The 12,796-nt window shown below is 66.0% G+C and carries 13 protein-coding genes and 1 tRNA gene; 10 read left to right on the top strand and 4 right to left on the bottom strand.

The window, feature by feature from the left end; all coding sequences use genetic code 11:
- Positions 1 to 31: 31 nt before the first annotated feature.
- The 10 genes from infC to ACIPRS_RS03820 all read left to right on the top strand — a co-directional run bounded on the left by infC (position 32) and on the right by ACIPRS_RS03820 (position 7,655).
- On the top strand, positions 32 to 556 hold the full coding sequence (infC, locus tag ACIPRS_RS03865) for a translation initiation factor IF-3 (protein ID WP_233210880.1): 525 nt from the start codon (positions 32 to 34) through the stop codon (positions 554 to 556).
- Between the two features lie 322 nt (positions 557 to 878).
- Positions 879 to 1,076, top strand: a complete 198-nt coding sequence (gene rpmI, locus ACIPRS_RS03860; RefSeq protein ID WP_014160066.1) for a 50S ribosomal protein L35 — start codon at positions 879 to 881, stop codon at positions 1,074 to 1,076.
- 11 nt (positions 1,077 to 1,087) lie between these two features.
- Positions 1,088 to 1,447, top strand: a complete 360-nt coding sequence (gene rplT / locus ACIPRS_RS03855) for a 50S ribosomal protein L20 (RefSeq protein ID WP_337730361.1) — start codon at positions 1,088 to 1,090, stop codon at positions 1,445 to 1,447.
- 191 nt (positions 1,448 to 1,638) lie between these two features.
- On the top strand, positions 1,639 to 2,634 hold the full coding sequence (pheS, locus tag ACIPRS_RS03850; protein ID WP_337730360.1) for a phenylalanine--tRNA ligase subunit alpha: 996 nt from the start codon (positions 1,639 to 1,641) through the stop codon (positions 2,632 to 2,634).
- A gap of 86 nt (positions 2,635 to 2,720) precedes the next feature.
- Positions 2,721 to 5,114, top strand: a complete 2,394-nt coding sequence (pheT, locus tag ACIPRS_RS03845; protein WP_446537565.1) for a phenylalanine--tRNA ligase subunit beta — start codon at positions 2,721 to 2,723, stop codon at positions 5,112 to 5,114.
- Between the two features lie 56 nt (positions 5,115 to 5,170).
- Entirely contained in the window at positions 5,171 to 5,470 is a 300-nt protein-coding gene (locus ACIPRS_RS03840; RefSeq protein WP_055936063.1) for an integration host factor subunit alpha, read from the top strand.
- On the top strand, positions 5,451 to 5,807 hold the full coding sequence (locus ACIPRS_RS03835) for a MerR family transcriptional regulator (protein WP_056878218.1): 357 nt from the start codon (positions 5,451 to 5,453) through the stop codon (positions 5,805 to 5,807). Before ACIPRS_RS03840 ends, ACIPRS_RS03835 begins: the two co-directional genes overlap by 20 nt.
- 86 nt (positions 5,808 to 5,893) lie before the next feature.
- A tRNA-Pro gene (locus ACIPRS_RS03830) sits at positions 5,894 to 5,970 on the top strand.
- 102 nt (positions 5,971 to 6,072) lie between these two features.
- Entirely contained in the window at positions 6,073 to 6,543 is a 471-nt protein-coding gene (locus tag ACIPRS_RS03825) for a cupin domain-containing protein (RefSeq protein WP_446537564.1), read from the top strand.
- An 89-nt stretch (positions 6,544 to 6,632) separates the two neighbouring features.
- Positions 6,633 to 7,655 (top strand): TraB/GumN family protein, encoded by a 1,023-nt coding sequence (locus ACIPRS_RS03820; protein WP_446537563.1) that lies wholly within the window; start codon positions 6,633 to 6,635, stop codon positions 7,653 to 7,655.
- Between the two features lie 18 nt (positions 7,656 to 7,673).
- Here the strand turns inward: ACIPRS_RS03820 and dxs are convergent, their stop codons facing one another.
- From dxs to ACIPRS_RS03800, 4 genes are all read right to left on the bottom strand, one after another.
- The gene (gene dxs / locus ACIPRS_RS03815; protein ID WP_446537562.1) at positions 7,674 to 9,581 is read right to left on the bottom strand and encodes a 1-deoxy-D-xylulose-5-phosphate synthase; all 1,908 of its coding nucleotides are present in this window, start codon (positions 9,579 to 9,581) and stop codon (positions 7,674 to 7,676) included.
- Between the two features lie 127 nt (positions 9,582 to 9,708).
- Positions 9,709 to 10,362: an HNH endonuclease gene (locus tag ACIPRS_RS03810; RefSeq protein ID WP_192200495.1), complete on the bottom strand. Its 654-nt coding sequence runs from the start codon at positions 10,360 to 10,362 to the stop codon at positions 9,709 to 9,711.
- A 96-nt stretch (positions 10,363 to 10,458) separates the two neighbouring features.
- Positions 10,459 to 12,252: an acyl-CoA dehydrogenase C-terminal domain-containing protein gene (locus ACIPRS_RS03805; protein WP_446537561.1), complete on the bottom strand. Its 1,794-nt coding sequence runs from the start codon at positions 12,250 to 12,252 to the stop codon at positions 10,459 to 10,461.
- Positions 12,253 to 12,292: 40 nt separating this feature from the next.
- On the bottom strand, positions 12,293 to 12,769 hold the full coding sequence (locus ACIPRS_RS03800) for an NDR1/HIN1-like protein (protein WP_446537560.1): 477 nt from the start codon (positions 12,767 to 12,769) through the stop codon (positions 12,293 to 12,295).
- Positions 12,770 to 12,796 lie beyond the last annotated feature (27 nt).

The following is a 12,796-nucleotide window of genomic DNA, read 5'->3' as shown; positions in this document are numbered from 1 at the left end:
GACCGGTGCACCCCTCCCTGGAGACCGCAACATCAGCATCCCTGACAACAAGCAAAACCGCAAAAACCACGAGATCCGCGTACCGCGCGTGCGCGTGATCGGTTCGGACGGCGAAATGATCGGCGTGCTCACGCGCGACGAGGCGTTGGCCAAGGCGGAAGACGAAGGACTGGACCTCGTCGAGATCCAGCCCAACGCCGAGCCGCCTGTCTGCAAGATCATGGACTTCGGCAAGTTCAAGTTCGAAGCGCAGAAGAAGGCCAATGAGGCCAAGAAGAAGCAGAAGCAGGTCGAGATCAAGGAACTGAAGTTCCGCCCCGTCACCGACGAGGGCGACTACCAGATCAAGATGCGCAACATCCGCCGCTTCCTGGAAGAAGGCGACAAGGTCAAGGTCAACATCCGCTTCCGGGGCCGTGAGATGAGCCACCAGGAGCTGGGTCGCGAAATGGCCGCGCGCATCGAGGCCGAGCTGGGCGACGAGATCGTCATCGAATCCCGTCCGCGCCTCGAAGGTCGCCAGATGGTCATGATGATCGCCCCCAAAAAGAAGTGATGTCAGCGGCCAAGCCGCTGACACCTGCCGTTCCCCTCGCCCCGCAAGCGGGGAGAGGGCAAAGGGTGAGGGGAAGGCGCCGCAAGGCGCCTTTCTCGCTTTCAGCTCTCCGCTACTGGGCTAAGTAGCCGGATTTGCAAGAAAAAACAGCAGCGGGCATAATACGCGGCCCGGTACGCCGGGAGGCTGTTCGCAGCCGATGGACCCGTCGGAGGTTCCGTTCTGGAATCAACGACTTACAAGCCGATATGGGCAGGGATGGAAAGTGTGGTCGTCAGACTGCCGCCCCGATCAGTGACATAAACCCGTCAAGGACATAGCAATGCCCAAGATCAAGACCCACCGGGCGGCAGCGAAGCGTTTTCGCAAGACCGCATCCGGCAAGTTCAAGGCTGGCCACGCCAACCGCAGCCACATCCTCACCAAGAAAGCGACCAAGCGTAAGCGCGGCCTGCGTGCGACGAATATCATTCGCGCCGAGGACAGCGGCCGTTTGAACCGCATGCTTCCCTACCTCTGAGGATTTGAGACATGGCACGAGTTAAGCGTGGCGTGACGGCGCGTCGTCGTCACAAGAAAGTCCTCCACCTGGCCAAGGGCTACTACAACGCCCGTCGCAAGGTGTTCCGCGTCGCCAAGCAGGCGGTGATCAAGGCGGGTCAGTACGCCTACATCGGCCGCAAGCAGAAGAAGCGCAATTTCCGTTCGCTGTGGATCACCCGCATCAATGCGGCTGCCCGCATCAACGGCCTGAGCTACAGCCGTTTCATGAACGGCCTGCTGAAGGCTGGCATCACCCTGGACCGCAAGGTGCTGGCGGATATCGCCGTGCATGACGCGGCCGGTTTTGCGGCCCTGGCTGAAAAGGCGAAGGGCGCACTCGCGGCGTAAGCCGCGTCTCCACCGTAACAGCACACCGGCAGTCCATCGCCGGGAACACGTGGGGAAGGGCGCGAGTCCTTCCCCATTGTTTTTTGTGGTTTCCGTCTTGTGGGAGCGACGTGAGTCGCGATGAAGGGGCCCAGATGCCCCATCGCGACTCACGTCGCTCCCACAAGATGGCCTCCTCTCATGGACATCCAATGAGCGATATCGAATCCCTGTCCACCCAGGCGCTGGCCGACATCGCCGCCGCGCCTTCGCCCGATGCGCTGGAGCATCTGCGCGTCGCGCTGCTGGGCAAGAACGGCAGCGTCACCACGCAGCTGAAGCAACTGGGCGCACTGCCTGCCGATCAGCGCAAGGCTGCGGGCGAAGCCATCAATCGGGCGCGCGATGCCATCGGTGATGCGCTGTCCACGCGCAAGGCCGTGCTGGAAGACGCTGCACTGGATGCCCGCTTAGCCGGCGAAACCGTCGACGTCACGCTGCCCGGCCGCAACGGTACACGCGGCGGCCTGCATCCGATCAGCCGCACGCTGGAGCGCATCGCCGACATCTTCGGCCGCCTGGGCTATGAACTGGCCGATGGCCCCGAGATCGAGGACGATTGGCACAATTTCGAGGCGCTGAATTTCCCGCCGCACCATCCGGCGCGCGCCATGCACGACACGTTCTACTTCGGCGACGGTCGCCTGTTGCGCACGCACACCTCCGGCGTGCAGGTGCGCTACATGGATTCGCACCAGCCGCCGCTGCGCATGATCGCGGCCGGCAAGGTCTATCGCAGCGACAGCGACCAGACGCATTCGCCGATGTTCCACCAGGTCGAAGGCCTGCTGGTGGACGAGCATTCCACCTTCGCCGACCTCAAGGGCACGCTGGCCGAGTTCGTGCGCGCGTTCTTCGAGCGCGATTTCGAGATGCGCTTCCGTCCCAGCTACTTCCCGTTCGTGGAACCGGGCGCCGAGGTCGACATCGCCTGGCAGCAGCCCGATGGCAGCACGCGCTGGCTGGAAGTGCTGGGCTGCGGCATGGTGCATCCCAACGTGCTGCGCAACTGCGGCATCGATCCGGAGCGCTACACCGGCTTCGCATTCGGCCTCGGCGTGGAGCGCTTCGCGATGCTGCGCTATGGCGTCAACGACCTGCGTGCGTTCTTCGAGAACGACGTGCGGTTCCTGCGCCAGTTCGCGTAACGGGCTCGCGCCCACCGCAGTTCCGGCATCACGACACCTGATACATGACGACGGCGGGCCATGGCCCGCCCTACGGATCACGAACGATGAAGTTCTCTGAAAACTGGTTGCGCAGCCACGTCCCCACCCAGGCCACCCGCGATGAGCTGGCGGCTACGCTGACCGCGATCGGCCTGGAAGTCGAAGACGTCACCGCATTGGGCGACGGCCTCGCGAACGTGGTGGTCGCACGCATCGTGGAATGCGCCAAGCATCCCGAAGCCGACCGCCTGCAGGTCTGCCAGGTGGACGCAGGGCAGGGCGCTCTGCTGCAGATCGTCTGCGGGGCGCCGAATGCGCGTCCCGGCCTGCTGGCGCCGCTGGCGATGGTGGGTGCCAACGTGGGCGGCATCGCGATCAAGGCCGCCAAGCTGCGCGGCGTCGAGTCCAACGGCATGCTGTGCTCGGCCAAGGAACTGGGCATCGATGCGGACGCCTCCGGCCTGCTGGAACTGCCTGCCGATGCGCCGATCGGTACGCCGATCGTCGATTATCTGGGCCTGCCGGATGCCAGCATCGAGATCAAGCTGACGCCGAACCGCGCTGATTGTTTCAGCGTGCGCGGCATCGCCTATGACGTCGCCGCCTCGCTGGGCAGCGAGGTGAAGCCGATCGATGCCGCGCCGGTGCCGGCGCAAAGCCAGTCGGAACTCAGCGTCGAACTGGAAGCAGGTGAACGCGTGCCGCGCTTCGTCGGCCGGGTGATCGAAGGTGTCGACGCGACGGCGCTGACGCCGGTGTGGATGGTGGAGCGTCTCCGTCGCAGTGGTGTACGACCGATCAGCTTCCTCGTCGATGTCACCCAGTACGTCATGCTGGAACTCGGCCAGCCGATGCATGCCTTCGACAAGGACACGCTGGAAGGCGGCATTGTCGTGCGTCCCGCGCGGGCAGGCGAGACGCTCGCGCTGCTCGACGGGCGCACCGTGACGCTCGATGAGGAGTTCCTGGCCGTTTCCGACGGCCGGGGCGGTCGCGCAGCGCGCGCTGTCGCGCTGGGCGGCATCATGGGCGGCCACGACACCCGCGTCACCGATGCCACCCGCAATGTGTTCCTCGAGGCCGCGCACTGGATTCCCTCGGCGATCATCGGTCGCAGCCGCAAGCTCGGCCTGCACACGGATGCCGGCCATCGCTTCGAGCGCGGCGTCGACCCCGAGTTGCCGCGCATTGCCGTGGAGTACGCCACCCGGCTGATCATGGACGTCGCCGGTGGCGTCCCGGGTCCGGTCACCCAGGCGGACCTGCCCGAACATCTGCCGAAGCCGGCGAGCATCCTGTTGCGCCGTGCGCGTGTCGCACGCGTGCTGGGCGTCGAGATTCCGGACCTGGAGATCGAACGCATCCTGCGCGCGCTGGGCTTGCAGGTCGTGACCGTCGCCGACGGTTGGAGCGTGGTTGCGCCCAGCCGGCGCTTCGACATCGCCATCGAGGAAGACCTGATCGAGGAACTGGCACGCATCCACGGCTACGACCGCGTGCCGACCACGCTGCCGGGTGGTGCCATCCGCATCGCGGCCCCGAGTGAGACCCGCGTCGAGGCCGGCACCGTGCGTCGGCATCTGGCGGCCCGCGACTATCTGGAAACAGTCAATTTCGCTTTCGTCGATGCCCAATGGCTGGCGCAGTGGAACGCGGCCGATGGTGCCGTGCCGCTGGCGAACCCGCTCAGCGCCGAGCTGGCGGTGATGCGTACGCGACTGCTGCCCGGGCTGGTGGCAGCGTTGCAGCGCAACGCCGCACGCCAGGCCGGACGGGTCCGCCTGTTCGAGATCGGCAACGTGTTCCATGCGCCAACGCAGGCGGGCGGTGCGCCGGTCGAATCGCTGCGCCTTGCCGCCGCGATCACTGGCGAGGCGGCGGCCGAGCAGTGGGGCGCCCCTTCGCGCAAGGTCGAATTCCACGACCTCAAGGGCGACCTCGAGAGCGCGGCGGCACTGGCCGGCGCCACCCTCGAATTCCGCCCCTCGCGTGCCGCTCACGGCCACCCCGGCCGCTCGGCCGACATCTACCGCGATGGCGCCTGCATCGGCTGGATCGGGCAACTGCATCCGCGCCTGCAGCGCCAGTGGGACCTGGACGCCGACGTGGTCGCGTTCGAACTGGATCTGGGCCCGCTGACCGCGCGTGCGTTGCCGCGCGCCACGGAGCTGTCCCGGTACCCGTCCGTCCGCAGGGACCTCGCGTTCGTCGTCGCCGAGGCGGTGTCCTGGGCAGCGCTTGGCGATACGGTGAAAGCTGCCGCAGGGCCGCTGCTGCGCGATGTCCAGTTGTTCGACCGGTATGTCGGGCAGGGGGTCGAATCAGGTCAAAAGAGTCTCGCTATGGGCTTGATTTTGCAGGACAACTCACGCACTCTCACGGAAGACGACGTGGCGCAGGTAGTGGCGGCCGTCGTGGCCGCGATCAGCGCTTCGCATGGCGCGAAGATCCGCGGATGACCGATATGAAGGCAGTGGCAGGGCCGGTGACGGCCGCAATGGGGATGCAGTAGTCCATGGCATTGACGAAGGCGGAGATGGCCGAGCGTCTGTTCGACGAGGTCGGCCTGAACAAGCGCGAGGCGAAGGAATTCGTCGACGCCTACTTCGACGTGCTGCGCGAGGCCCTGGAGCAGGGCCGGCAGGTGAAGCTGTCGGGGTTCGGCAATTTCGACCTGCGCCGCAAGAACCAGCGTCCCGGCCGCAACCCCAAGACCGGTGAGGAAATCCCGATCTCGGCACGGACGGTGGTGACCTTCCGGCCGGGCCAGAAACTCAAGGAGCGGGTGGAGACCTATGCTGGATCCGGGCAGTAACCGCGAGCTTCCGCCGATCCCGGCCAAGCGCTACTTCACCATCGGTGAGGTCAGTGAACTGTGCGACGTGAAGCCGCATGTACTGCGGTACTGGGAGACGGAATTCCCCAGCCTCGAACCCGCCAAACGCCGCGGCAACCGGCGCTACTACCAGCGCCATGACGTGCTGATGGTGCGGCAGATCCGCAGCCTGCTGTACGAACAGGGCTACACGATCGGCGGTGCGCGCCTGCGCCTGGAGGGTGAGGGTGCCAAGCAGGAGGCTGCGTTGAGCCACCAGATCGTGCGCCAGGTGCGCATGGAACTGGAAGAAATCCTGCAGTTGCTTCGCCGGTGATGCATGGCGGCGCTCCTGCTGGGAGACGCCGAGGAATTCCGGCTATAATGCGCGACCCGTCGCAAGGCGGGCCGATCCGCGAGATTCGGGGCGTAGCGCAGCCTGGTAGCGCATCTGCCTGGGGGGCAGAGGGTCGTCGGTTCAAATCCGGCCGTCCCGACCAATCGCGGTTCGACATCAAGCCTGCGCTCACGCGTGGGCTTTTTTGTGCCCGCCGCGCGCCGCTGGCGATGGCTGGTCCCGTCCATCGTGTACAGGAAGGCCCATGCACCCACGCGCCGAAGAGCTGATCCGCACGTTGCAGTTGGTACCGCATCCCGAGGGCGGGCACTTCCGTCGCGTCTACGAATCGACCAAGCGCACGGAGGTGAACGGGATCGAGCGGCCCACCCTCACCGCCATCAAGTTCCTGTTGCCCGAAGGCGTCGTGACGCGCTGGCATCGTGTTGACGCGACCGAGGTCTGGGACTGGCACGAAGGGAGCGCGATGGAACTGTCGATGTTCGATCCGGAGCAGCGCACGTTGACCCGTGTACAACTGGATACGTCGGCCCGCGGGGGACAGTCCAGCCAGGTGGTCCCGGCGGGCGTGTGGCAGAGCGCGCGCTCGCTTGGCCATTTCACCCTGGTGGATTGCTCCGTGTCGCCGGGTTTCAGCTGGAAAGGTTTCGAACTGATGCAGAGCGGCAGCGATGCCGAACGCACGCTGCGCGAGGCCGGCGGCAAAGTCGCCTGAACGAATCCCCCCGCGGCAACGTGCCGTCGCGCACGATGCGTGGTTGCCGACGGCACACTCTGGCGGATTCTTCCGATGGAGTCTCAGGGATGCGTCTGTCGCTTTGCGGGATGCTGTGCGTATCGTTGTTGATCGTGCCGGGCGCAGGTGCGCAGGAGGCCGGGGAAGCGCCGGCCGCAGCGGAGACTGGCGTGATCGAGATGGATGCCGTCGTCGTGGCGGGCGTGCAGCCGGGGCCGGGCCTGTGGAAGGTGCGTCGTGGCGACCATCTGCTGTACGTGCTGGGAACCCAGTCACCGCTGCCGAAGCACATTACCTGGCGATCGGACGAGGTCGACCAGGTCCTGCGGATCGCGGATGAAGTCCTGGCTTCGCCCGGCATCACCGTTGATGCCGACGTCGGCTTCTTCCGGGGACTGACGTTGCTGCCTTCGGCCATGAAAGCCTCCAGGAATCCGGACGGGCAGAAACTCCAGGAAGTCCTGCCTGCGGATCTCTATGCTCGCTGGAGTGCGCTCAAGCAGCGGTACATGGGGCGCGATGGCGGTGTAGAGAAGAAGCGCCCGTTGATCGCCGCTTACCAGCTCTACACCGAAGCGCTGTCCGATTCCGGCCTGCGCGAGGGCGGAGTCATCGATCCTGTCATCGACGCAGCGCTGAAACAGCGCAAGATGAAGCGCACTCCCACGTTGCTGAAGCTCAAGCTGGAAGATCCACGCGCCGCGCTGGCGGATTTCCGGAAGGAAACGCTCAAGCCCGAAGACCTGGTCTGCTTCAGCAGGACGCTGGATATCATCGAACGCGATCTGCCGCAGGTGGCGGCGCGGGCCAATGCGTGGGCGGTGGGCGACTGGCCCGCGCTGCGCTCGAGTTCCAGACAGGATTGGCAGCAGGCGTGCGCCACGGCCTGGTTCAACACCGAAACGGCGCGCAAGCGCGGCATCTCCGACGTCGAGGCCCGCATGCAGGCGCGCTGGATGGACGTCGCCGAGGGGGCACTGGAAAAGAACCGCATCACGTTCGCCACCTTGCCCGTCTGGCAGCTGGTCAAGCCGGGCGGCTATCTGGCCGCCCTCCAGGCCAGGGGCTACGAGGTGGAAGCGCCCGAATGATCGGGCGCCATGGAGCGATCAGCCTGCCGCAGTGAGTGCGGGCTGGCCTGCGCCAAGTTGCGGCCAGCGCTTCAGCACGCTGGCACGGATGCCGGCGGCATCGATGCCGGCTTCGGCCAGCAGGTCCTCGCGGCTGGCGTGGTGCTGGAATTCGTCCGGCAGGCCGAGATGCAGCACGGGCAACGTCACGCCTTCGACGCTCAGTAGCTCGGCCACGCCGGAACCCGCGCCACCCATCACGACGTTGTCCTCGATGGTGACGAAACCCTCGTGGCTCTTGGCGAGGTCCATCAGCAGCGCACGATCCAGCGGCTTCACGAAGCGCATGTTCACCACGGTCAGGCCCAGTGCGCGGCCAACGTCTCCCGCCGCCGTCACGGTGGAGCCGAACGCGAGCAACGCGACGCGACTGCCACGCACGCGCAGGTCCGCCTTGCCGATCGGCAGCGTGTCCAGGTTCGACTCGATGGCTACGCCCGGGCCGGTGCCGCGCGGGTAGCGCACGGCCGCCGGTCCGTTGAAGTGGTAACCGGTGCTCAGCATCTGCCGGCACTCGTTCTCGTCCGCCGGCGCCATCACCACCATGTGCGGCACGCAGCGCAGGTAGCTCAGGTCCAGATTGCCGCCATGCGTGGCGCCGTCCGGCCCGACCACACCGCCGCGGTCGATGGCGAACAGGACATCGAGCTTCTGGATGGCCACGTCGTGCACGAGCTGGTCATAGCCGCGCTGCAGAAAGGTGGAATAGATCGCGACCACCGGCTTGCTGCCTTCGCAGGCCATGCCGGCCGCCAGCGTCACCGCATGCTGCTCGGCGATGGCGACGTCGAAGTAGCGCTCGGGATACTCCTTGCTGAAGCGCACCAGGCCCGAGCCTTCGCGCATCGCCGGGGTGATCCCCAGGAGTTTCGGCTCCGCGGCGGCCATGTCGCACAGCCAGTCACTGAAGATGTCGGTGTAGGTGGGCTTCTTCGCGCCGCCCTTGCTGACCAGGCCTTTCTCCGGATCGAATGGCCCCACCGCGTGATAGCCGATCTGGTCGCCTTCGGCCAGTTCGTAGCCTTTGCCCTTGGTGGTCAGGATGTGGAGCAACTGCGGACCCTTGAGGGTCTTCAGCGTCTTCAGCGCGCCGACCAGTGCCTCCACATCGTGGCCGTCGATCGGGCCGGTGTAGTGGAAGCCCATCTGCTCGAACAGCGTGGACGGCACGAACATGCCCTTCCAGTGCTCTTCCCAGCGACGCATGAAGCGGGCGGGCGGCTTCTTCTTGTCGCCGAGCAGCTTCTTGCCGCCCTCGCGTAACGCATTGAGGGTACGGCTGCTGCTCAGGCGGCCCAGCATCTTGGTCAATCCGCCGACGTTTTCGGAGATCGACATCTGGTTGTCGTTGAGGATCACCAGCAGGTTCGGCTCGGGCTCCATGCCGCCGGCGTGGTTCAGCGCCTCGAACGCCATGCCGGCGGTCATCGCGCCATCGCCGATCACCGCCACCACCTTTCGGTCGTCGCCCTGTTGCGCGAGTGCGATGGCCATGCCGAGCGCAGCGGAAATGGACGTGGAGGAATGGCCCACGCCGAACGTGTCGTACTCGCTTTCCTCACGCTTCGGGAACGGCGCCACGCCATCCTTCTGCTTGACCGTGTGGATGGTGTCGCGGCGGCCGGTCAGGATCTTGTGCGGGTAGGTCTGGTGGCCCACGTCCCACACCAGCCGGTCACGTGGTGTCTCGAACAGGTAATGCAGCGCGACCGTCAGTTCGATGACCCCCAGCCCCGCACCGAAATGCCCGCCGCTCCGGCCCACCGACTCGATCAGGTAGCCACGCAGTTCCTCCGCGATCGCGGGCAGTTCGGATTCATCGAACTGGCGCAGATCGGCCGGGATCTGGATGCGGGAAAGGCGGGGGTAGCGGTCGGGGTCGATCATTGGGCGCAAGCTTCGTCTGAGCCGTTATTGTCCCCCCCCGATGTGAAGTGGGGCAAGCAAGCGCGTGAAGCAGGCGTGTGGTCGGCCGGGACGGTTCAGCAATCGCCGTGAAGGCGAGGCGCCACGTTCAGGCGGAGAGCTTGGACTTTCTGGGCAGTTGCGCCTTCAGGAAGGCCATCTGGTCCGCCAGGATGTTGCGGTTGGACAGGATCAGGTGCTCGATCCAGCTGGGCCGGTACGGCACGGCGAGCAGGGGCATGTGCGCCTGCTGCGGCGTGCGGTTGCTCTTGCGCGAATTGCAGTGGAAGCAGGCCGTCACCACGTTTTCCCAGATGTCCCGGCCGCCCTTGGACAGCGGCAGCACGTGGTCGCGGGTCAGGTGCGGCCGCGAATACTCATGCCCGCAGTACAGGCACAGGTGTGCGTCGCGGGCGAACAGCGCGGTATTGGTCAGCGTGGGCGTGGGCGAGAGCGCATGTGCACGGGCATGTCCGCGGGACGCGACGATGGGGTGCAGTTCGATCAGGCTCTGCTCGCCGGTAAGCCGGGAGAGGCCTCCGCGCACGTGCAGGCAGGGGTCACCGAGCGTCCATGCCACGGCCCCGCGGGCGTAAAGGCAGGTAGCGTCCTGCCAGTTGATCCAGTCGAGCACGCGGCCGTGCGCGTCGAGCGACAGCAGTCGCAAGGCGGCGGGGTGTGGACGGGGGGACGACGGAGACGGGACCGGTGAATGATGGGGACCGGTCCGGACCAGGTGAAGCTGAGCTCTGTCTGCTTCCATGGAGGAGCAGGTTATACCCAAATGTTGACGAAATGTGTATATCGCGCGGGCATTTCGTCGGAGGAGCGCGCCGACCGCGCTCCTCCACTGCCCGGATCAGTCGCCGAAGCGCTCGGCATCCATCGCCATCAGCGTGTCTGCCCCGGATTCGATGGCAGCCGCGTGCGTCAGCGTGCGCGGCAGGATGCGACCGAAGTAGAAGCGCGCGGTTTCGCGCTTCGCCTGCCTGAAAGCATCGCCATGCGCGGATGCGTCGGCTGCGGCCACGCTGCGGGCCCACCAGTAGGCCAGCACCACGTAGCCGGAGTAGAACAGGTAGTCCGTGCTGGCCGCGCCGATCTCTTCCGGGTTCGCTGCAGCACGCTCGAGCACCTTCTTCGTCAGTGCCGCCCACTCGGCCGCCTTCTGCTGCAGCGGGTCGATGAACTCGCGCAGCGCAGCATCGTCCTTGTGGATCTGTGCGAAGGCGTGCACATCGGCCAGGAACAGCTTCAGGCCCGCAGCCTGTGTCGACGCCGTCTTGCGGCCCATCAGGTCCAGCGCCTGGATGCCGGTCGTGCCTTCGTACAGCGTGGTGATGCGCGCATCGCGCGCCAGCTGTTCCATGCCGTGCTCGTGGATGTAGCCGTGGCCGCCGAAGCACTGCAGCGCATGGTAGGTGTTCTCGATGCCCCATTCGGTCTGGCAGGCCTTGGAGATCGGCGTCAGGAAGCTGACAAGTGTGTCGGCGCGCTCGCGTTCCGCCGGGTCCTCTGCGTGGTTCGCGACATCGATCAGCGTGCCGGCATGCAATGCGAGCAGGCGGCTGCCTTCCACCAACGACTTGACCGTCAGCAGCATGCGGCGCACGTCCGGATGGACGATGATCGGGTCGGCGGGCTTGTCAGGGGCCTTCGGGCCGCTCAGTGAGCGCGTCTGCAGGCGTTCACGCGCGTAGCGCAACGCATTCTGGTATGCGCGCTCGCTCAGGCCGATGCCCTGCAGGCCCACGCCGAGGCGCGCGGTGTTCATCATGGTGAACATCGCCTGCAGGCCCTTGTGCGGCTGGCCCACCAGATAGCCCTGCGCGCCATCGAAGTTCATCACGCAGGTCACCGATGCCTTGATGCCCATCTTGTGTTCGATGGAACCGCAGTGCACTGCGTTGCGTTCGCCCACGCTGCCATCGCGAGCGACCTTGAACTTCGGCGTGACGAACAGCGAAATGCCCTTGGCGCCCGGCGGGGCATCGGGCAGTTTTGCCAGCACCAGGTGCACGATGTTGTCAGTGAAGTCGTGCTCGCCCGCGGTGATGAAGATCTTGGTGCCGGTGATGGCGTAACTGCCGTCGGCGTTCGGTTCCGCCTTTGTCTTCAACAGGCCCAGGTCGGTGCCGCAATGCGGTTCGGTCAGGCACATGGTGCCGGTCCAGCGGCCCTCCACCAGCGGCTTCAGGAAGACCTCTCGCTGCCAGTCTTCGCCATGGTGCTTGAGGGCTTCGACAGCGCCGTGCGACAGCAGCGGGAAATTGCCCCACGCCAGGTTACTGGCATTCACCAGCTCGTTGAGCGGCACACCCATCGTATGCGGCAGGCCCTGTCCGCCGAAGTCGGGCGAGGCGGTCAGGCCGGTCCAGCCGCCCTCGACGAACTGCGCGTAGGCCGCCTTGAAGCCCGGTGGCGTGGTGACGTCGCCGGTGGTCTTGTCGAACGTACTGCCGACTTCGTCGCCGACGCTGTTGAGCGGTGCCAGCACGGTCTCGGCGAAGCGGGCAGCTTCATCCAGCACGGCATCGAGGATGTCGCGCGTCGCCTCGGTGTAGCCCAGGCGCTGGAACAAGGGTTCCACGCCCAGCACGTCGTACAGGGCGAAGCGGAGATCGGTCAGGGGAGCTTTGTAGGACGCAGGCATGCAGGTTCTCGAAAAGGCATGTAGAGGGAGGCGGCGTAGCTCAGCGCAGCACGCCGTCCAGGCCGGGGACCGGGTTCAGTGTGCTGCGGGCATCGATGTCGAACGTGCGGGGTTTCGCTTCTTCCGGCGTCGCACTGGCACTGCCTTTCAATGCGTAGGGCAGGGCGCGGCGACCAGCGAGGGCATCGGCCACCACGATGCGGCCGGCGCTGTTGGGTGCGAATGCCACCGTAACCACGTCGGCCGATTCGGGTCCAACGGAAAGGCCTGGCGTGGCGCGCAGCTTGCCCGCGCTCTGGTCGCCGACTTGCACGTCCATCTCGACGGTGTCGAAACGCATCGGAATGCTGCTGTAGTTCTGCAGGCGCAGGTCCACGGACCACTGGCCGTCGGCCTTCACCGTGAGCTGCTGCACGCTGACGGCGGGATCGGAAACGCGTCGGACCATGCCATCGCCGCAACCTGCCAGCAGCGCGGTTGCCGCCAGAAGGGCCAACAGGGAAATACGCCTCGTCATGCCGCTGCTCCATGGGAGAAGACGGCA

The sequence above is a fragment of the Pseudoxanthomonas sp. LARHCG66 genome, from assembly GCF_052871755.1.
This window is presented reverse-complemented; position numbering and strand designations above follow the sequence as displayed.

Bases quoted from the DNA above. Each gene is read 5' to 3' on its own strand.
- ACIPRS_RS03800 (WP_446537560.1), bottom strand. From the start codon at position 12,769: ATGACGAGGCGTATTTCCCTGTTGGCCCTTCTGGCGGCAACCGCGCTG.
- ACIPRS_RS03840 (WP_055936063.1), top strand. From the start codon at position 5,171: ATGGCATTGACGAAGGCGGAGATGGCCGAGCGTCTGTTCGACGAGGTC.
- ACIPRS_RS03810 (WP_192200495.1), bottom strand. From the start codon at position 10,362: ATGGAAGCAGACAGAGCTCAGCTTCACCTGGTCCGGACCGGTCCCCAT.
- dxs (WP_446537562.1), bottom strand. From the start codon at position 9,581: ATGATCGACCCCGACCGCTACCCCCGCCTTTCCCGCATCCAGATCCCG.
- rplT (WP_337730361.1), top strand. From the start codon at position 1,088: ATGGCACGAGTTAAGCGTGGCGTGACGGCGCGTCGTCGTCACAAGAAA.
- ACIPRS_RS03825 (WP_446537564.1), top strand. From the start codon at position 6,073: ATGCACCCACGCGCCGAAGAGCTGATCCGCACGTTGCAGTTGGTACCG.
- ACIPRS_RS03805 (WP_446537561.1), bottom strand. From the start codon at position 12,252: ATGCCTGCGTCCTACAAAGCTCCCCTGACCGATCTCCGCTTCGCCCTG.
- ACIPRS_RS03835 (WP_056878218.1), top strand. From the start codon at position 5,451: ATGCTGGATCCGGGCAGTAACCGCGAGCTTCCGCCGATCCCGGCCAAG.
- pheS (WP_337730360.1), top strand. From the start codon at position 1,639: ATGAGCGATATCGAATCCCTGTCCACCCAGGCGCTGGCCGACATCGCC.
- pheT (WP_446537565.1), top strand. From the start codon at position 2,721: ATGAAGTTCTCTGAAAACTGGTTGCGCAGCCACGTCCCCACCCAGGCC.
- rpmI (WP_014160066.1), top strand. From the start codon at position 879: ATGCCCAAGATCAAGACCCACCGGGCGGCAGCGAAGCGTTTTCGCAAG.
- ACIPRS_RS03820 (WP_446537563.1), top strand. From the start codon at position 6,633: ATGCGTCTGTCGCTTTGCGGGATGCTGTGCGTATCGTTGTTGATCGTG.